The organism is Streptomyces sp. NPDC044044 (genome assembly GCF_056434405.1).
The window spans coordinates 208168-227127 of the sequence record NZ_JBWKFG010000004.1; the positions used below are offsets into that span (position 1 = coordinate 208168).

An 18960-nucleotide genomic window follows, 5' to 3' on the forward strand; every position below is an offset into this window, starting at 1 on the left:
GCCGGGGTGGATGCGGCGGTCGGGGGCGAGCGGGCCGTCCGGAGTGCGTGGCTGGGTCCGCAGAGGCGTGGCCCGGCTCGGCCGGCTGCGGCTGCCGCGGACGCGGCGGGGACAGCGGCGGGCCGTGCAGATCTTCATGGCCGTCTGCGTGGTGGCGCTGCTGCCCGCGACCTGGCTGTTCGTGACGACGGGCGGCCGGCTGCACACGACGGCTGACGTGCCGCGCACGCGGGTCGCCGTCGTCTTCGGCGCCGGGCTGTGGAAGGGCGAGCCGTCGCCGTATCTCGCGCACCGCCTCGACGCGGCGGCCGAGCTGTACGAGGCGGGGCGGATCGAGGTCGTGCTCGTCACGGGCGACAACAGCCGCAAGGAGTACGACGAGCCGGACGCCATGCGCACCTATCTCACCGAGCGCGGCGTGCCGGACCGGCGGATCGTCAGTGACTACGCGGGCTTCGACACGTGGGACTCCTGCGTGCGCGCCAAGAAGGTGTTCGGCGTCGACCGGGCGGTGCTGATCAGCCAGGGCTTCCACATACGCAGGGCCGTCGCGCTCTGCCGCGCGGCGGGCGTCTCGTCGTACGGCGTCGGGGTCGACGCCAAGCACGACGCGACCTGGTACTACGGCGGCGCGCGGGAGGTGTTCGCCGCGGGCAAGGCGGCGCTCGACGCGGCGTTTCAACCGGATCCGCGGTTCCTGGGGCCTCGGGAGCCGGGCGTGGACCATGCGTTGAGTCTGGCCCCTGGGCCTTGAGCGGGGGTGCGTCTGCGTTCTTGCCGTCGGCTGCCGGGTGCGGGTCGTGGTCGCTCCTCGCGCCGTTCCCCGCGCCCCTGACGGGGCGCGACCCTCGCTGAAGCCCAGCCTGGCCCCTGGGCCTTGAGCAGGGGCGCGTCTGCCTGCTTGCCGTCGGCCGCCGGGTGCCGGTCGTGGTCCGGCCTCGCGCCGTTCCCCGCGCCCCTGACGGGGCGCGATCCTCGCTGAGGTCCGGCTCGCTGGCGGGGCTCACAGTCGAGTGTGGGGGGTGCTGAGGTCGGCTTACCGCGTGTGTAACGCGATCGCGTCGGGGGGCGTAACAAGTCCGGCGGAAGCTGGGCCGCATGCACACCGAGGCGACACCGACCCACTGTCCGTACTGCGCGCTGCAATGCGGGATGGGCCTGGCCACCGGCCCCGGCGGGGTGGAGGTCGTGGAGCGTCCCGAGTTCCCCGTCAACGGGGGCGCGCTGTGCGGCAAGGGCCGCACAGCGCCCGCTGTGCTCTCCTCCCGGGTGCGCCTGACCGAGCCACTCATCCGATCCCACGCCACGGGCCGGCTCGAACCGGCCACCTGGGAGGAGGCGATCGGCCGCGTCGCCGAGGGTCTCTCCCGCACGCGCAGCGACCATGGCGCGGACGCCTGCGGGGTGTTCGGCGGCGGGGGTCTGACCAACGAGAAGGCGTACGCCCTGGGGAAGTTCGCGCGGGTGGCGCTCGGCACGTCGCAGATCGACTACAACGGCCGGTTCTGCATGTCGTCGGCGGCAGCGGCGGGTCAGCGGGCCTTCGGGCTCGACCGCGGCCTGCCGTTCCCCCTTGAGGACATCCCGCGCACCGGCTGTGTGATCCTCGTCGGCTCGAACCTCGCCGAGACGATGCCGCCCGCGCTGCGGTACCTGACGGAGCTGAAGGCGAACGGCGGGAAGCTGATCGTCATCGACCCGCGCAGGACCCGCACCGCCGAGCAGGCCGATCTCCATCTGGCGCCGCGCCCCGGCACGGACCTCGCCCTCGCGCTCGGCCTGCTGCACCTGGTAGTGGCCGAGGGGCGGACGGACGAGGCGTTCATCGAGGAGCGCACCAGCGGCTGGCAGGAGGCGCGGGCGGCGGCGATGGCGCACTGGCCGGAGTACGTGGAGCGGATCAGCGGCGTTCCCGTGCCCCAACTCCGTGATGCGATGCGGATGTTCTGCGACGCCGAGACCGCCATGGTGCTCACCGCGCGCGGGCCCGAGCAGCAGTCCAAGGGGACGGACACAGTGGGCGCCTGGATCAACCTCTGCCTCGCGACGGGCAACGCGGGCCGCCCCCTCGCCGGGTACGGCTGCCTGACCGGGCAGGGCAACGGACAGGGCGGACGGGAACACGGCCAGAAAGCCGACCAGTTGCCCGGCTACCGCAAGCTGACGGATCCGGCGGCGCGGGCGCATGTGGCGGGGGTGTGGGGCGTGGACCCCGACTCGCTCCCCGGCCCCGGGCGCTCCGCGTACGAGCTGCTCGACGCGCTCGGCGGGGACATCAAGGCCCTGCTCCTGATGGGCTCCAACCCGGTCGTCTCGGCGCCGCGCGCCGCGCACGTGGAGGAGCGGCTGCGCTCGCTCGACTTCCTGGCGGTCGCGGATGTGGTGCTTTCGGAGACCGCCCGACTGGCCGATGTCGTCCTGCCGGTGACGCAGTGGGCCGAGGAGACGGGGACGGTGACCAACCTGGAGGGCCGGGTGCTGCTGCGCCGCCGGGCGGTGAGCGCACCCGACGGCGTCCGGAGCGATCTGGACGTGCTCCACGGTCTCGCCTCCCTGCTCGGCCACGGCAAGGGCTTCCCGACGGACCCGGAGGAGGTCTTCGACGAGCTGCGCCGGGCGAGCGCGGGCGGGGCCGCGGACTACTCGGGGATCTCGTACGCGCGGCTGAAGGAGGGGAACGGCGAGGGGGTGTTCTGGCCCTGCCCCGCGCAGGACGACGAGGCGGAGCCCGCGCACCCCGGCACGCCCCGCCTCTTCCTCGACCGGTTCGCCACCGAGGACGGGCGGGCGCGGTTCGTGCCGGTGGTGCACCGGAGCGCGGCCGAGGAGCCGGACGCGGAGTATCCCGTGCTCCTGACCACAGGGCGGGTCCTCGCGCAGTACCAGTCGGGGGCCCAGACGCGCCGTGTCGACGAGCTCAACTCCGCCGCCCCCGGGCCCTTCGTGGAGCTGCATCCGCGGCTCGCCGCACGCCTTGAGGTCGGCGACGGCGAGCCGGTGACGGTCGTCTCGCGGCGGGGCCGGGCCGTCGCCCCGGCGCGGATCACCAGCACGATCCGCTCCGACACCGTCTTCATGCCGTTCCACTGGCCGGGCGAGGGCCGGGCCAACTCCCTGACCAATCCGGCACTTGACCCGGTGTCGCGGATGCCGGAGTTCAAGGTGTGCGCGGTGCGGCTGGAGCGGGCCTAGCGGCAGCCGGACATGGCTGCGGGCCGGGGGTTTCGCCCCCGGCCCGCGGTCATGCGCGTACAGGAATCAGCAGGTGCGTCCGACGTAGTGCGCGCCCTGGATCTTGCTCGCCGAACCCAGCCAGTGGTTGCCCGGACCCACACAGCGCTCGTAGTCGGGGGCGAGGGCGACCCGCACCTGGATGACCACGTTCGAGCCGTCGCTCGTGCAGTGGTTGTAGAAGGCGTCGCTGCCGGTCTCGTAGAACCCGCAGGGGTTCATGACGGCGGTCGGGGCGTGAGCGGACGCGGCGGCCGCCACGGGGAGGCCGAGGGTGAGGGCTACGGCGCCGACGAGGGCCGGCAGCGAACGGCGAAAGCTCATGGGGCAACTCCTGCTGAGGACGTGGTGCTCACGCACCGACTCGCGCACCGACTGGTGCACACGGAGAGTGCCACAGTCGCCACTCTCCGCGATCATGCGATGCGTGTGCGTCGCTCGCACGGGTGACGGAGTCCACCGGATCGAGTGCGCGGGCGTTTGAGCTGCGAAATCCGCGCCACGGCCAGGCTCTCGGCGCCCGCCCCCGCCCCCTCACCGCCGCGGCCTGAACGACGCCCAGTCCCCTCCCCCGATCGCCGTCCCCGAAGCGCGCAGCCTCGCCGCCACCCGGGGCGCCGCCACGTACACCCAGGCCCGCGCCGTCGCCCCGTCCAGGAGGGTCACCTCGCGCACCACGCGCTCGTACAGGTTGCGGGGGGTCGCCCGGCGCGTACTCCTCCAGCACGTCGAGATCGGCGACGAGCCGCTCGTACGCGGACGGCCTGGCGGTGATCAACTCGCCGTGCACCGGGCCGCCTTCGGGCTCCTCCACCAGGTACGGGTAGCCGGGCCCTTCGTAGAGGACCGCCCCCGCGAGCCGGGCGGGCTCCTCCGTCGTGACGCTGCCGCGCAGGAAGACGTCGTGGTTCGGCTCCCCCGGCCGCAGCGTTCCGTACACGAAGAACGGCAGCCGGGCCTCGTACGTCGACGTCATGCACCGATTCTCGCCGGACCCGCCGGGGGCGGGGCGGAGAGGGGCCACCGGACAGGCCGAAGGTCCCGATCTCGGCGTTTCCACCCTGCTCGCCCCTGGCTGTTACACAACATCCCGCTTTCTGTGATGGACGCTTCCTACCGTCGGCAGAGCCATGAACGTCACCTGCCCCCACCGCCGCCTCCTGCGCCGCGCCGCCGTCCTCACCGCCACGGCGGCCGTCGTGCTGGCCGGATGCGGCAGCGTGGACGGGCTCGGCGCCGGTGAGCCCGCGCCGTCCGTGTCCGTGCAGCCGCGCCCCGAACCGCTCTGGCCCGCCTGGTCCAGCACGTCGTCCAAGGCGCCCGGCGCCGACGCCGCCACCCGCCAGCCGCCGCCGGAGCCCCTGGAGGGGCTGCCGAAGCTGGGCAGGGGCGGGCTCGGCAAGGAGGACTTCCGTGCGGTCCTGCGGGCCGACCCGCGGATGAAGCCGCTCGCCGACCGCGGCGAGATCGACCGCCCCGGCCGGGCCGGGCTCAGGCCGCCGCTCCTGACGGACCTGACGGGCGACGGGCGGCCCGAGCTGCTCGTGGCCGCCGACACGGAGAGCGGACGGAGCGTCCTCACCGTCTACCGGGAGCACGACGGCCGCGTCTTCCCGGTCCTTTTCACCTCCGGGAAGCGCATGACCATCGAGCGGCTCGGCCCGGATCTGCTGGTGCGCAGCCCCTGCGCGGACGGCGGCGACCAGGCCGTGCGGTTCCACTGGGACGGCGTACGGATGTCCACGGTGAGCGACATCAAGAACTACAAGAACTACAAGGACTACAAGAACGACAAGAAGACGCCGGGCGCCGAGAGCTCGCCGTCACCGCGGCCCACCACGGAGCCCTCGGGCGGCGTGGACGGACACAGGTGAAGGGCGTTGCCCGGCGGGCCCGCGGCGCGCTCAACGCCCTCGGTCTGCGCTGGAAGATCGCCGCGCTGCTCGCCCTGGGCTGCGCGGTCGTCGCGGTCGCCATCGGGATCCTCGTCCACCAGGCACGCCTGGAGCAGGTCTCCGCGGGCGCCAGGTCCGGGGCCACCGCCCAGTTGGTGCGGGTGCGCCAGCTGTACGAGCTGACGGGGCAGGTCGACACCGCCGGCGACGACGGTACGGAGGCCGCCATCGACGCGCCCGACCTGCCCGCGTCGCTGCGGGCCGCCGCCCTGGACGGGGAGCGGACCACGTACCTCGACATGGGCGCCGCCGATCCCGTCGTGTGGGCGGCGCGCCCGGTCGGCGACCATGTGCTCTCCGTCCGCGAGCCGCTGGCCGAACAGGCCGCCGAGATGGCCGAGTTCGACCAGCAGCTGATGGTCTCGGGCGCCGTCGTCGTCATCCTCGCGGCGCTCGGCGGCGCCGCGCTCGCCAGCCGTCTCAGCCGCGAGCTGCGGACCGCTGCGGCCACCGCGCGCCGCATCAGCCAGGGCGATCTGGACGCCCGTATCGACCATCCGCGACCGCCGGGCGGCCGCGACGGCAGGCGCGGAAAGGACGAGGTGGCCGAACTGGCCGCCGCCGTCGACACGATGGCCGCGTCCCTGCAGCAGCGCATCGAGGCCGAGCAGCGCTTCACCGCGGACGTCGCCCATGAGCTGCGCACGCCGCTCACCGGTCTGCACACCGCGGCCGAGCTCCTTCCGCAGAGCCGCCCCACGGAACTCGTGCGCGACCGGGTCCTCGCCCTGCGCACCCTCACCGAGGATCTGCTGGAAGTGGCGCGGCTCGACGCGGAGGTGGAGCGGCCCGACCTGGACGCGCATCCCCTCGGCACGCTGACCGAGGGGATCGTGCAGCGGTCGGGGTGCCCGGTGCGGTTCGTGGCCGCGTGCGGCCTTGACGACACGCTCGTACGCACCGACGCGCGCCGCCTGGAGCGGATCATCGCCAACCTCGTCGCCAACGCCCGCAGGCACGGCGCCGGTTCGGTCGACGTGCGGGTGGCCGGACCCGTGGTCACGGTCAGCGACCAGGGGCCCGGCTTCCCCGAGCACCTCCTGAAGGACGGCCCGCAGCGCTTCCAGACCGGCGCCCGTGAGCGCGGCCAGGGCACAGGCCTCGGCCTGACGATCGCGTTCGGCCAGGCGCAGGTCATCGGCGCGCGGGTGGAGCTGAGCAACGCGGACGACGGCGGGGCCGTGGCGTCGGTGCGCCTGCCGGAGGCCTAGCCCCGCGCGCCGCGACTGATCTCAACTGCCGTAAGGGCGGACTTCCTTGGCGCCGCGCAGCGCCCACGCCCACCAGTGGAGCTGGTCGAGCATCGACTTGGCCGCGGCGTTCGCGGCCGTCGGGTCCTTGTGGGTCCCGTCGTCGGCGAAGAGCCCGCCCGCGTTGTGGAAGGAGACGGTGTCGCGGATCGTCATGGTGTGCAGCTCGGCGAAGACCGGACGCAGGTGCTCGACCGCGCGCAGACCGCCGGAGAGGCCTCCGTAGGAGACGAAGGCGAGGGGCTTGGCCTGCCATTCGGCGTTGTGCCAGTCGATGAGGCTCTTGAGGGACGCGGGGTAGGAGTGGTTGTACTCGGGGGTGAGGACCACGAAGGCGTCGGCGGCGGCCAGCTTCGGGGTGACCTTGCCGAGCTCGGCGAGCGTCTCGGGCGACGGGTTGAAGGAGAGCGCGGTCGGCAGATGGGACTCGGCGAGGTCGATGACGTCCACCTCGAAGTCCGCGTGCTCGCGGATCCGGGCAAGGAGCCACTCGGCGACGATCGGTCCGAAACGGCCCTCGCGGTTGCTTCCGATGATGACGGCGACGCGAAGGGGTGTGGCGGGCGTGGCCGACGTGGCGAACGGGGCCGTGGACGGGGTGGCGGACGGGACGGTGGACGGGGAATCAGTGGCAGTCGTGTTCTGGGTCATGGGGAGAGCCTCGTTGCTCAACCTAGGTTGAGGTCAAGCGGCTCTTTCGATGCGTTCGGCGACTTGGGGAGTGCGACGCGTTCGGCGAGTGCGGCGAGTGCGGTGCGTTCGGCACGTTCGGCGCGCGGCTGCTCGCACCCCCTCCGTCCGGTCCTCTCCGGTCCCTCTCCGGTCCTCGCCAGCCCTCACTCCAGGTTCACGCCACGTCGTACCGTGAAGCCCATGACAACTCCCGCGCCTCTGCAGCGCCTTGAGATCGACGGCCGGGCCGCCACCGCCGACCGACTGCTGTGGCCCGCTCTCGGCGGGGTCGGGCACTTCACCGCGATGCAGGTCAGGGGCGGCGCGACACGCGGGCTCGCGCTGCACCTGGCCCGGCTCGACGCGGCCACGCGCGAGCTCTTCGACCGGGATCTCGACGGCGAACACGTCCGCGAGCTCATCCGGCACGTACTCCGCGACGACATCGCCGACGCTTCCGTACGTGTCCACGTCCACGCCCCTGAGGGCGAGCCGTCCGTGACGGTCACCGTCCGGGCGCCGGGCGGGGTGTCCGAGAGCGCGCAGGCCCTGCAGTCCGTCCCCTATCAGCGGCCCTTCCCGCACATCAAGCACCTGGGCGGCTTCGGGCAGGCCCGCCACGGAGAGCTCGCACGGCGCGCGGGCTTCGACGACGCCCTGCTCACCGGGCCCGACGGGACGATCAGCGAGGGCGCCGTCACGAACATCGCCTTCTACGACGGCTCCGGGATCGTCTGGCCCGACGCGCCCTGCCTGACCGGCATCACGATGCAGCTGCTCGAACCGCGGCTCGCGGCCGCCGGGCTGCCCACGCGCCGGGCCCCGGTCACACTCGCGGGCCTCTCGTCGTACGCGGCGGCCTTCGTCACGAACGCGCGGGGCATCGCGCCGGTGCGTCGGATCGATGCCACGGAGTTCGCGGTCGACGAGAAGCTGATGGGGACGCTGGCGGGGCTCTACGCCGACGTTCCGTGGGACGCGGTCTGAGACGGACTCAGGTCTCGGCGGGGTCCGGCGGGGTCCAGCGAGAGGGCCGGGGGGGCGGGAAAGGCCCAGGAAAGGCGCCCGGGAAAGGCCCGGAAGAGGCCCCGCCGGGATCGCGGGTCACCCATTCACAGGCGCCGCGCACCCCCTTCGGATACTTCTCGGCGACACGCCGGGTGACCTGCTGGAATGTTCCCGTCGAAGCGTCAGGAGCCGCTCCACCACAGAGTTTCTGACAGACCCTCAGGAGGCGTGCGCCGCCGAGTGCCACTTACCTCGGTAGAGCGGGGTTCGACCGACGCAGCGGCACTTGGGGGTGCCGCGGGCCGTGCCCTCTGAAGGTCCCTCGGAGGAGCAAGCACGATGCGCAAAGCCCGCCTGCTGACCACTGCCGCGCTCGCCGTCGCATCGGCGGGCCTCCTGTCGCCCCCCGCGACAGCCGCGGCGTTCGCCGCCGGAGGAGGCCTGGAGATCCATCCCGCCACGGTGATGCCGGGCTCCACGGTCACCGTGACCACCTCCGCGTGCGGCGACGGGGGAACCGCTTCGGGCGACGCCAGCGCGGTGGGCGCGGGCACGTTCACGCTCGCGCCGAGCACGCACGAGGACCACGAGCAGAACGCGACCGGTCAGTTCAAGGTGCCGCCATCGGCTCAGCCCGGCACCTACGAGATCGTCGCGAAGTGCTCCGGTTCCGGCACGGACGGCAAGCAGGTGGCGGGCGATCTGGCCGTGACGATCACCTCCACGGCCGCCGCCCGTGAGCAGCAGCAGGTGACTCCGAAGGGACATGTGAAGACGGGGGTCGGCGGCGCTCTGGGCCCCGATCCCGTGCAGACCGCGGCGGGTGTGGCGGCGCTTGCCGTCGCCGCCGCGGGCGGTACCTGGCTCCTGCATCGCCGGGCGAGAGGCGACAGGATCTGACGGACACCCTCCGCTGTCCACCGGTACCGCCAGCCCCCTCTCTCTCCGGGTCCGCCTGTCCCTCGTGGATCCGGAGAGGGATGCGGGGACCGGCCTCCCCGAACCCTGAGGGGGACGAGTCGAGTGATGCGCAGGAAGAGCCCGAGCGGGAAGAGTCCTGACGCGGGGAACCCTGAGTCGGGGAGGCCTGAGTCGGGGAACCCTGAGTCGGGGAACCCTGAGTCGGGGAACCCTGACGCCGGGAACCCTGACGCCGGGAACCCTGACGCGGGAAAGCCTCGCAGGAACCCCGCCCGGAGGAAGGCCGTCAACTCCGCCATAGGCGCGGTCACCGTCCTTGCCCTGTGCTCCGGGGCATGGCTGCTGCACAACGGAACCGCGTCCCGTCCCCCGCCCCAGCCGTCCGCCGCGCAGGCCGCGTCGGCGCATCCACCCTCCGGCCGCGCGTCGGCCGCCGCGGCGCTCCCGCCGTCCCCGCCCGACCGGATCCGGATCCCCGCGATCCGGGTCGACGTGCCCCTCATGGGGCTCGGACTCACGCGGCAGGGCAGTCTCGACGTACCGCCTCCGAAGAGGACGAACCTCGCGGGCTGGTACGAGTCGGGGACGACGCCGGGCGAGCGCGGCACCGCCATCGTGGCGGGGCACGTCGACAACGCCGACGGGCCGTCCGTCTTCTACGACCTGGGCGGCCTGACCCGGGGCCGCACCATCGAGATCGAGCGCAGGGACGGCAGCGTGGCCGTGTTCACGGTCGACGCGAACGAGGTCTACGACGCGAAGGACTTCCCGGACGAGAAGGTGTACGGGGCGGCGGACCGGCCGGAGCTGCGCGTGATCACGTGCGGCGGCAGCTATTCGAGGAAGACGGGCTACCAGGGCAATGTGGTGGTGTTCGCGCACCTGACGAGCGTGCGGTGACGCCTGGCGGCGGGGGACTGCCGGAGGGGGCTGCCGGGGCGGACGGCTGCGGACGGACGAGGGATTCGGGGCTCAGGCGAGCCACTGCTCGTACGCCATCTTGGCGACGAGGGCGAACACGGTCGTGAGCAGCACGATGCGGACGAATCCGCTGCCCTTCTTCAGGGCGGTGTGTGCGCCGAACATGCCGCCCGCAAGGTTGAAGACGGCCATCAGAGCGGCCAGTTGCCACAGGACCGCGCCCTGCCAGGCGAACATCGCCAGGGCGCCCGCGTTCGTGCAGCAGTTGACGATCTTGGCCGTCGCGGAGGCGGACACCAGGTCGAGGTGGAGTACGGCGGTCAGCGCGAGGACCAGGAAGGTGCCGGTGCCGGGCCCGATGAGGCCGTCGTAGAACCCGATGCCGAGACCCGCGAGGCCGATGGCCGCGAGGATGCGCTTGGGCGATGCGGGCTTGGCGGAGGGTGCGGTGCCGAAGGCCGGCCTGAAGATGACGAAGGCGCCGACCCCGAGCAGCACCACCATGATCACGGGCTTGAGCACCTCGGTGCTCATCCCGGCGGCGAAGAAGGCACCGCCCATCGACCCGGCGAGCGCGGCCAGCCCGATCCGTACGGCGGTGGGCACGTCGACGGGCGTCTTCCTCACGTACGTCACCGCGGCGCCGGTCGTGCCGACGATGGCGACGGCCTTGTTCGTCCCGAGGGCGTGCGCGGCCGGGGTCGAGCCGGGAAGCCCGAGCAGCAGGGCGGGCAGGAGGAGCAGGCCGCCGCCGCCCACCACCGCGTCGATCCAGCCGGCCGCGAGGGCGGCGACGCACAGGACGACGACGGTGGTCAGCGATATGTCGGGCATGGTCATGACCCTATGGAGGGGCTGATCATGACGTCCATGAAATCCGGGAGAGTTGAGGGTCTTCAGAGGTTCCTGGGATTCGCTGCTCAGGGCGCCGCCTGAGGTGCCGGGACTCCCGCCGGTACGCGGTCGGGGGCCGGCGGTGACGCCGGGTCGACCGTGAAGGCGAGGACCGTGGCGACCAGCGCGCTCGCTCCGGCGAGGCCCGTCGCCAGCTTGCGGCGGGCCTGCAGGGTGGGGCCCTGGGCCGGGCCTACGGGTTTGCGGTGACGTCCCATGTCGGCCTGTAAGCCCCTCTCAGAAGGTGAAGCACTCGGCGTGGATGCGCTCATCGGGCACCCCGGCCCGTACGAGCGCGGCGGTGGCGGATGCGGTCATCCCGGGCGGCCCGCACAGATACACGTCGTGCTCGGCGAGGTCGGGGATGAGGTTGCGCAGGGCCTGCGGGGCGAGCGGGTCGAAGGAGGCGTCGGACCGCCCGAGCAGATAGTGCAGCCCCGCTCCCCTGCTCCGGGCGATCTCCTCCAGCTCCTCGCGCAGCACGAGCTGTTCGGCGCTGCCTGCCCGGTAGAGCAGGGTGATGTCCCCCGGTCCGCCGGGCAGCGTCTCGAACAGCGCCCGCATCGGAGTGATCCCGACGCCGCCCGCGAGCAGCAGCACCTTCCTCTTCGTACGGCGATGAGCGGTGAGCGCCCCGAAGGGCCCGGTGGCGAGCACGCGCGTCCCCCGCTTCAGGCGCCGCATCCGGCGTGTGTGATCGCCGATGGCCTTCACGGTGATCCGCAGGGTGTCGTCGCGCACGGGCGCGGACAGCGAGAACGGCAGCGCGGTGCGCCAGAGCCTGCGGCGCAGGAAGCGCCAGCGGAAGAACTGTCCGGGCTCGGCCCGCAGCTCGTCGAGCCCGATGCCCTGCATCACGACCGACACGACACCGGGCCCCTCGTCGCGTACGTCGATGACGCGCAGGCTGTGCTTCAGCGCCTGCCGCACGGGTACGACGACGCGGTACCAGACGAGCAGGACCGCCACCGTGGCGTGCAGCATCGACCACACCCAGACCGTCAGGATGCTGCCCGCCACGTCAGGACCGGCGAGCTGGTGCACGAAGGCGAGCGCCGCGGCGAGGTAGGTCAGCAGATGCACGGCCCGCCATGTCTCGTGCGGGACGCGGCGCCGCATCGCGCGGGCCGATGTGACGCCGACGGCCATGAACAGGAAGGTGCCGACGACGGCGAGGGCGAGCCCCGGATAGCCGAGCAGGTCGAGGGTGGCGCTGAGGAGGTCGGTGTCGGCGTGGGCGGCGTATCCGCACAGGGCGAGCAGGGCGTGGCCCAGGCACAGGGTGAGGACGTAGCGGCCGCCGAGGGCGTGCAGCCGCGCGAGCCGGTCGGCGCCTACGCCGTGCTCGACCGCGGGGACGCGGGCCATCAGGAAGAGCATGACGAGAACGCCGTACCCGGCGAGCAGTCCGGTGAGGTGGGCGCCGGTCGCGAAGAGCACGTCGAGCCGGGCCGAGGGTTCGGCCTGCACGGCCCAGAGCGCGGTGACGGCGAGGGCCGTGGCGAGGATTCCGGCGTGCAGGGCAGTGGGGGTGACGCGGATCGGGGGAACGGGAGTGGCGGCACGCGGCGGCCGACGCACCCGTCCGGCGACCCGTGGGGGCACCTCTGGCATCGGCGGAACGTTCGGCCCCTCTGTCTGACGCAGGTATGCGGAGAGCGCGGGGTACGCGGCAAGTCGGGAGTCGGCTACCTCGGTGGTCACCGCCGCAGACTAGGCGCGGGGCGGGGGCAGAAGTAGCTGGTCAGGGGGTTGATGCTGATCCTTAAGGTGGGCTTGAGGATCGGCTCAACGGGGGTTAAGTCCGGACGGAGCCAGCGCGGTTCGGGGGGATGCGGGGCAATCGGGCGGGCGGGCGGGAAAGGCCTGCTCGGCCAGAGGCGGATGCGGGGCAAACGGGCGGGCGGGAAGGCCCGTTCGACGAGAGGCGGATGCGGGGCAAACGGGCGGGTGGGCGGGGAGGCCTGCTCGACCAGAGGCGGACGCGGGGCAAACGGGCGGGTGGGCGGGAGAGGCCCGTTCGACCAGAGCCGGACGCCGGGCACGGGCGGGAAAGGCCCGTTCGACCAGAGCCGGACGCCGGGTGAGAGGACACAACCACACAAGGCCCCCGGCCAGCCCCCTCACACCCCGCCCCACCCCCCGCTGAGGGCAGCGTTCCCGCCGGGAAACAGTCAGGATGCGGACGGGTAACACCACCCCCGCACTCTGCAGTACATGACCCCTTCGCCCCCGAGCCACCGGAGCTCCCCGAGCTCCCCGAGCCGCGCGAGCCGCCCGAGCTCCCACAGCTCCCCGAGCTCGCCCTCACCCGTAGTGGTGATCGGCAGCGGCCTCGCCGGCGTCCGGCTCGCCCAGCGGCTCGGGGAAGGGGGCGCCCCCGGCGCCGTACTCATCGGAGAGGAGCCGCACGCGCCGTACAACCGCGTGCTCCTCGCCGACGTGCTCTCCGGACGGCTCGGGCCCGACGTCATCGGGCTTCCGCCCGTACCCGGCGAGTACCTCCGCACCCGCGCCGTCCGCGTGGACCGCGCCGACCGGATCGTGCACTGCGCGGACGGCAGCGTCGTCCCGTACGGCACCCTCGTCCTCGCGACCGGCTCGAACCCCGTGCTCCCGCCCCTGCGCGGTCTCTTCGAGCCCGGTGCCACAGACCTGCCCCGCGGCGTGCACGCCTTTCGGACCATGGACGACTGTCTCGCCCTGTCCGAGGCCGTACGGCCGGGCACCCGTGTCGTCGTCATCGGCGGCGGGCTGCTCGGCGTATCCGCCGCCCGCGCGCTCGCCGTACGCGGCGCCCAGGTCGTCCTCACCCAGCAGGGCGACCGGCTCATGGAGCACCAGCTCGACCCGGCGGCCGGCGCGCTGGTCCACCGGCATCTCACCGAGCTCGGCGTCGAGGTGCACACCGAGTGCCGGGTGCGCGGCGTACGGCAGGTAGACGGCACCATCCGCTCGGTGGAGCTCGCCGACGGGTACGTCCTGGGCACCGATCTCACCGTTCTCGCCTGCGGCGTACGCCCCCGCACGGGACTCGCGCAGGCCGCGGGCATCGACGTACGCCGCGGCATCGTCGTCGACGACGAGCTGCGCACATCCGACCCGCACATCCGCGCCATCGGCGACTGCGCCGAACACTCCGGCGAGGCCCGCTGCCTCGCCGCGCCCGCGCTCGAACAGGCCGACGCGCTCGCCGATGCCCTGATCTCCCCGCAGGACGCGCGCCCCTACTCCGGCACCCGTGCCCTCACCCGCCTCACCCTGCACAACGGACAGCCCGGCTCCGCTCCCCTGGACCTGGCGGCCTTCGGCGACCCCGAGCACCGGCCCGACGACGACGTCGTCCAGCTCGCGGACGCCACCCGTGGCACGTACCGCAAGGTCGTCGTGCGCGGCGACCGGCTCGTCGGCGGCGTGCTGCTCGGTGAGCTCACCGCCGTGGGCGCGCTCGCCCGCGCCTGGGAGGACGACGACCCGCTGCCCGACGACGGCAGCCCCCTGCTCCACCTGCTCACCTACGACGGAGGCCTCTGAGATGCCCACGGACACCCCCCGCCACGGCGCGCGCGACAACACCATCGTGCTGGTCGGGCACGGCATGGTCGGCCAGCGCTTCCTGGAGGCCATCGCCGCACGCGGCCTCACCGAAACGCACCGTGTGGTCGTCCTGTGCGAGGAGCCCCGGCCCGCCTACGACCGCGTCCAGCTCACCTCGTACTTCTCGGGCCGCACGCCCGACGAACTCTCCCTGACGGACCCGGAGTTCATCCGGGACCATGGCATCGAGCTGTACGTCGGCGATCCCGCCGAGGCCGTCGACCGTGACGCGAGGACCGTCACCGCGCGCTCCGGGCAGACCTTCGCCTACGACACCCTCGTCCTGGCGACAGGGTCCTTCCCCTTCGTGCCGCCGGTGCCCGGCAAGGACACCACCGGCTGTTTCGTCTACCGCACGATCGAGGACCTGCTCGCCATCGAGGAGTACGCGAAGACGTACGCCACGACCGGCGCCGTCGTCGGCGGCGGGCTGCTCGGCCTTGAGGCGGCGGGCGCGCTGCGCGGGCTCGGACTCGCCACGCATGTGGTCGAGTTCGCGCCGCGGCTGATGCCGGTGCAGGTCGACGAGGGCGGCGGCGCGGCGCTCCTGCGCACCATCACCGGCATGGGCCTGACCGTGCACACGGGCGTCGGCACCCAGGAGATCGTCGGCACGGACGGCGCCGTCAGCGGGATGAAGCTGTCGGACGGCAGTGAACTCGCCACCGATCTGGTGGTGTTCTCGGCGGGCGTGCGGCCCCGCGATCAACTCGCTCGCGAGAGCGGCCTTTCGGTGGGTGAGCGCGGCGGCATCACCGTCGACGAGCAGTGCCGCACCAGCGACCCGGCCGTGTACGCGATCGGCGAGTGCGCGCAGGCGTCGGACGGCCGGGTGTACGGGCTGGTCGCGCCCGGCTATGACATGGCCGAGACCGTGGCCGCCGCGATCGCCACGGAGGAGTCGAGCTTCACCGGCGCCGACATGTCGACCAAGCTGAAGCTCCTGGGCGTGGACGTCGCCTCCTTCGGCGACGCGCACGGCGCGACCCCGGACTGCCTGGACGTCGTCTACTCCGACTCGCGCTCGGGGACGTACAAGAAGCTGGTCATCGGCGCGGGCGGTGAGCTGCTCGGCGGCGTCCTGGTCGGCGACGCGGAGGCGTACGGCGTGCTGCGGCCGATGACCGGGAGCGTGCCTCCGGTCTCGCCCGAGCAGCTGGTCCTTCCCGCGGGCGCGGGCGGCCCGGTGTCGATCGGCCCGTCCTCGCTGCCGGACTCCGCGGTCATCTGCTCCTGCCACAACGTCACCAAGGGCTCGATCCGCGGCGCCGTGACCGAGCACAGCTGCACGACCGTGCCCGAGGTCAAGAAGTGCACCAAGGCCGGTACGGGCTGCGGCAGTTGTGTGAAGGTGCTCGGCCAGCTGGTCAACGACGAGCTGGAGGCGTCGGGCGTCGAGGTCGACAAGGGCCTGTGCGGCTGCTTCGGCCAGACCCGCCAGGAGCTGTACGAGATCGTCCACACCCTGGGCATCACCTCCTACCGGCAGCTCCTGGACAGCCACGGCCGCGAGGCGGCGCGCGGCACCGAGGGCTGCGAGACCTGCAAGCCGACGGTCGGTTCGATCATCGCCTCGCTGGCCCCGACGATCGGCGCCGACGGGTACGTGCTCGAAGGCGAGCAGGCATCGCTCCAGGACACGAACGACCACTTCCTGGCCAACCTCCAGAAGAACGGCTCCTATTCGGTCGTCCCGCGCATCCCCGGCGGCGAGATCACCCCGGACAAGCTGATCGTGATCGGGGAGGTGGCACGGGACTTCGGCCTCTACACGAAGATCACGGGCGGCCAGCGCATCGACATGTTCGGCGCGCGCGTCGAACAACTGCCGCTGATCTGGACGCGGTTGGTGGACGCGGGCTTCGAGTCGGGTCACGCGTACGGGAAGTCGCTGCGGACGGTGAAGTCGTGCGTCGGGCAGACCTGGTGCCGTTACGGCGTGCAGGACTCGGTCCGGATGGCGATCGACCTGGAGCTGCGCTACCGGGGCCTGCGCTCCCCGCACAAGCTGAAGTCGGCCGTCTCCGGCTGCGCCCGCGAGTGCGCGGAGGCCCAGTCCAAGGACTTCGGTGTGATCGCCACGTCCAGCGGCTGGAACCTGTACGTGGGCGGCAACGGCGGCGCGACGCCGCGCCACGCGGACCTGCTGGCGCAGGACCTGTCCGACGCCGAACTGGTGCGCCTCATCGACCGGTTCCTCATGTTCTACATCCGTACGGCCGACCGCCTGGAGCGCACGTCGACCTGGCTGGAGCGGATCGAGGGCGGCCTGGACCACGTACGCGATGTGGTCGTCCACGACTCGCTCGGGCTCTGCGCCGAGCTGGAGGCCCTGATGGCCGACCACGTCGCGCACTACCGCGACGAGTGGTCCGAGACCATCAACGACCCCGAGCGCCTGGCCCGGTTCGTGTCCTTCGTGAACGCGCCGGACGTCCCCGACCCGACCGTGAGCTTCGTCCCGGAGCGGGACCAGATCAAGCCGGACCTGCCCCTCCTCACCATCGGCTCCCGCCCCCGCGACCTGGAAGGTGCCGCATCCCGATGAGCATTCAACTCCGCCTGGAAGACGACTGGTTCGAGGTCTGCGACCGCGCACACCTCCAGCCGGGACGCGGCATCGCCGCGCTGCTCCCCGACGGCCGCCAGGCCGCACTCTTCATCGACCGCGCGGGCCGCGCGTACGCGATCGACAACCGCGACCCGTTCACGGGCGCGGCGGTGCTCTCGCGCGGCCTGCTCGGCGCGGCGGCCGGTCGGCCGTTCGTCGCCTCGCCGCTCCTGAAGCAGCGCTTCGACCTGGAGACGGGGCGGTGCCTCGACGACGATTCGGTGACGGTTCAGACGCACACGGTCCGCCTCGCTTAACGGGAGCCGCTACTTGACCGACCGTTCCAGTATTGCTTAATCTCTCTTCGTGGCCAGGACCAAGGAATTCGATCCGGACGCCGCGCTCCAGTCGGCCCTAGAGCTGTTCTGGCGGCGCGGCTACGAGGCGACGTCGATGGCGGACCTCGTCGAGGCTCTCGGCATCGGACGGGCCAGCATCTACGCGACGTTCGGCAACAAGCACGACCTGTACCTGAAGGCCCTGGAGCGGTACGCCGAGTCCCAGAACCCGCGCCTGCTCGCCGAGCTCTCCCAGCCGGGCCCCGCACTGCCCGCCGTCCGCGCGGTGGTGCGCCGCTTCGGGGGCGAGTCCTCCTCCGAGGAAGCGCGCCTGAACGGCTGTTTCATCACCAACACGGCGGCCGAACTGGGGCCCCACGACGAGTCGGCCGCCCGTTGCGTCGAGCGCAGCTGGGAACACATCGAGACGCTGCTGCACTCCGCGCTCGTCCGCGCCCAGGCACAGGGCGAGCTCCCGGAGGGCCGTGATCCGCTCGCCCTCGCGCGGATGCTCCTGACCCTGATGCAGGGGCTGCGCGTGGTCGGCAAGGCGTCGAAGGATCCGGCGCGGGTGCGGGACGCGACGGAGCAGGCGCTGAGCCTGCTCGACTGAGGTCCCGACGCACACCCCTCGCCGCTCTCCTGTCTCCACCCCTGGCCCTTCTTTCATGCCCTCACACACGCCCTCACGCATATCCTCATACTGAACCGATCGTTCAAGAAAAGAGCTCTGTCATGACTTCAGCACCGCGCACCCGTTTCGCCGGCCGCACGGCCCTCGTCACCGGCGGCGGCTCCGGCCTCGGCCGTGCCATGGCGCTCGCCTTCGCCGCGGAGGGCGCGAACGTCGTCGTCGCCGGGCGCACCGAAGGCCCGCTCAAGGAGACCGTGGGGCTCATCGAGGACGCAGGCGGCACGGCGCTCGCCGTCACCGCCGACGTCTCGCGCTCCGCCGACCTCACGACGCTCGTCGACGCCACCGTCGAGCGGTTCGGCTCCCTGGACGTGGCCGTCAACAACGCGGGCGTCCTGCGCGCCGGGCAGCCGGTCGCGGAGCTGCCCGAGGAGGAGTGGCGCACGATGCTCGACATCAACGTCACCGGCGTACTGCTCGCCCTCCAGGCCGAGGTGCAGCAGATGCGCACGCAGCCCGGCGGCGGGGCCATCGTCAACATCTCCTCCACGCTGGGCGCCCACATCAGCGTTCCGGGCACCATCGGCTACGGCGCCACCAAGGCGGCCGTCTCCGCGCTGACCAAGGGGGCCGCCGCCGAGTACATCGGGGAGGGGATACGGATCAACGCCGTGAGCCCCGGCTCATCCGACACCAGCATGTCGCTGCGCCAGGGCGAGAGCCTGGCCGAGCGCGCGGAGCGCATGAAGACCTCGACGCCGCTCGGCCGGGTCTCGACGACGTCGGAGGTCGCGGCCGCCGTGCTCTACCTCGCGTCGGACGAATCGGCGTCGGTGGTCGGCGCGGACCTGGTGATCGACGGGGGTGCCGCGGCCTGACGCTCTGCCCTGGGCCCGCGCCCCCTACTGCTTTGGGAGGCTCGCAGGAGTTGACGGGGGTGGGGTGGGGTGGGGTGGGCTGGATCTTCCAGCCCGTCCGCAAGGACAGC

Annotated in this window: 17 protein-coding genes and 1 pseudogene; 12 read left to right on the top strand and 6 right to left on the bottom strand. The window is 72.5% G+C overall.

Going from position 1 to position 18960, the window contains the following annotated elements:
- Window positions 1-136 precede the first annotated feature (136 nt).
- Window positions 137-754, top strand: a complete 618-nt coding sequence (locus AC07AG_RS16685) for a SanA/YdcF family protein (protein WP_478756297.1) — start codon at window positions 137-139, stop codon at window positions 752-754.
- Window positions 755-1098: 344 nt separating this feature from the next.
- Window positions 1099-3192 (top strand): molybdopterin oxidoreductase family protein, encoded by a 2094-nt coding sequence (locus AC07AG_RS16690; RefSeq protein ID WP_478755824.1) that lies wholly within the window; start codon window positions 1099-1101, stop codon window positions 3190-3192.
- Between the two features lie 66 nt (window positions 3193-3258).
- Here the strand turns inward: AC07AG_RS16690 and AC07AG_RS16695 are convergent, their stop codons facing one another.
- The gene (locus AC07AG_RS16695) at window positions 3259-3555 is read right to left on the bottom strand and encodes a DUF6355 family natural product biosynthesis protein (RefSeq protein WP_478755825.1); all 297 of its coding nucleotides are present in this window, start codon (window positions 3553-3555) and stop codon (window positions 3259-3261) included.
- Between the two features lie 210 nt (window positions 3556-3765).
- A pseudogene (locus AC07AG_RS16700) lies at window positions 3766-4207 on the bottom strand (gamma-glutamylcyclotransferase family protein).
- A gap of 154 nt (window positions 4208-4361) precedes the next feature.
- On the opposite strand from AC07AG_RS16700, the gene AC07AG_RS16705 reads away from it, so the two are divergent.
- Entirely contained in the window at window positions 4362-5105 is a 744-nt protein-coding gene (locus AC07AG_RS16705) for a hypothetical protein (RefSeq protein WP_478755826.1), read from the top strand.
- The gene (locus AC07AG_RS16710; RefSeq protein WP_478755827.1) at window positions 5102-6397 is read left to right on the top strand and encodes a sensor histidine kinase; all 1296 of its coding nucleotides are present in this window, start codon (window positions 5102-5104) and stop codon (window positions 6395-6397) included. The genes AC07AG_RS16705 and AC07AG_RS16710 overlap by 4 nt, the downstream gene beginning before the upstream one ends.
- 21 nt (window positions 6398-6418) lie before the next feature.
- On the opposite strand, the gene AC07AG_RS16715 is transcribed toward AC07AG_RS16710, so the two are convergent.
- Window positions 6419-7087, bottom strand: a complete 669-nt coding sequence (locus AC07AG_RS16715) for an NADPH-dependent FMN reductase (RefSeq protein ID WP_478755828.1) — start codon at window positions 7085-7087, stop codon at window positions 6419-6421.
- 222 nt (window positions 7088-7309) lie between these two features.
- Between AC07AG_RS16715 and AC07AG_RS16720 the strand changes: the two genes are divergently transcribed.
- The 3 genes from AC07AG_RS16720 to AC07AG_RS16730 all read left to right on the top strand — a co-directional run bounded on the left by AC07AG_RS16720 (window position 7310) and on the right by AC07AG_RS16730 (window position 9937).
- Entirely contained in the window at window positions 7310-8095 is a 786-nt protein-coding gene (locus AC07AG_RS16720; protein WP_478755829.1) for an aminotransferase class IV family protein, read from the top strand.
- Between the two features lie 360 nt (window positions 8096-8455).
- A complete protein-coding gene (locus AC07AG_RS16725; protein WP_478755830.1) occupies window positions 8456-9016 on the top strand; it encodes a hypothetical protein in 561 nt (186 codons plus the stop codon).
- A gap of 318 nt (window positions 9017-9334) precedes the next feature.
- The gene (locus AC07AG_RS16730; protein WP_478756298.1) at window positions 9335-9937 is read left to right on the top strand and encodes a class F sortase; all 603 of its coding nucleotides are present in this window, start codon (window positions 9335-9337) and stop codon (window positions 9935-9937) included.
- Between the two features lie 72 nt (window positions 9938-10009).
- On the opposite strand, the gene AC07AG_RS16735 is transcribed toward AC07AG_RS16730, so the two are convergent.
- The 3 genes from AC07AG_RS16735 to AC07AG_RS16745 all read right to left on the bottom strand — a co-directional run bounded on the left by AC07AG_RS16735 (window position 10010) and on the right by AC07AG_RS16745 (window position 12556).
- Entirely contained in the window at window positions 10010-10792 is a 783-nt protein-coding gene (locus AC07AG_RS16735) for a sulfite exporter TauE/SafE family protein (RefSeq protein WP_478755831.1), read from the bottom strand.
- 86 nt (window positions 10793-10878) lie between these two features.
- Window positions 10879-11070: a hypothetical protein gene (locus AC07AG_RS16740; protein WP_478755832.1), complete on the bottom strand. Its 192-nt coding sequence runs from the start codon at window positions 11068-11070 to the stop codon at window positions 10879-10881.
- Window positions 11071-11089: 19 nt separating this feature from the next.
- Window positions 11090-12556, bottom strand: coding sequence for a ferredoxin reductase family protein (locus AC07AG_RS16745; RefSeq protein ID WP_478755833.1), 1467 nt, complete (start codon window positions 12554-12556; stop codon window positions 11090-11092).
- A 612-nt stretch (window positions 12557-13168) separates the two neighbouring features.
- Between AC07AG_RS16745 and AC07AG_RS16750 the strand changes: the two genes are divergently transcribed.
- From AC07AG_RS16750 to AC07AG_RS16770, 5 genes are all read left to right on the top strand, one after another.
- Entirely contained in the window at window positions 13169-14386 is a 1218-nt protein-coding gene (locus tag AC07AG_RS16750; protein WP_478755834.1) for an NAD(P)/FAD-dependent oxidoreductase, read from the top strand.
- A 1-nt stretch (window position 14387) separates the two neighbouring features.
- Window positions 14388-16997, top strand: a complete 2610-nt coding sequence (gene nirB, locus AC07AG_RS16755) for a nitrite reductase large subunit NirB (RefSeq protein ID WP_478755835.1) — start codon at window positions 14388-14390, stop codon at window positions 16995-16997.
- Window positions 16994-17317, top strand: coding sequence for a nitrite reductase small subunit NirD (gene nirD / locus AC07AG_RS16760; protein WP_478755836.1), 324 nt, complete (start codon window positions 16994-16996; stop codon window positions 17315-17317). The genes nirB and nirD overlap by 4 nt, the downstream gene beginning before the upstream one ends.
- Before the next feature lie 49 nt (window positions 17318-17366).
- On the top strand, window positions 17367-17951 hold the full coding sequence (locus AC07AG_RS16765) for a TetR/AcrR family transcriptional regulator (protein WP_478755837.1): 585 nt from the start codon (window positions 17367-17369) through the stop codon (window positions 17949-17951).
- A 122-nt stretch (window positions 17952-18073) separates the two neighbouring features.
- Window positions 18074-18850 (top strand): SDR family NAD(P)-dependent oxidoreductase, encoded by a 777-nt coding sequence (locus AC07AG_RS16770; RefSeq protein WP_478755838.1) that lies wholly within the window; start codon window positions 18074-18076, stop codon window positions 18848-18850.
- Window positions 18851-18960: the final 110 nt, after the last annotated feature.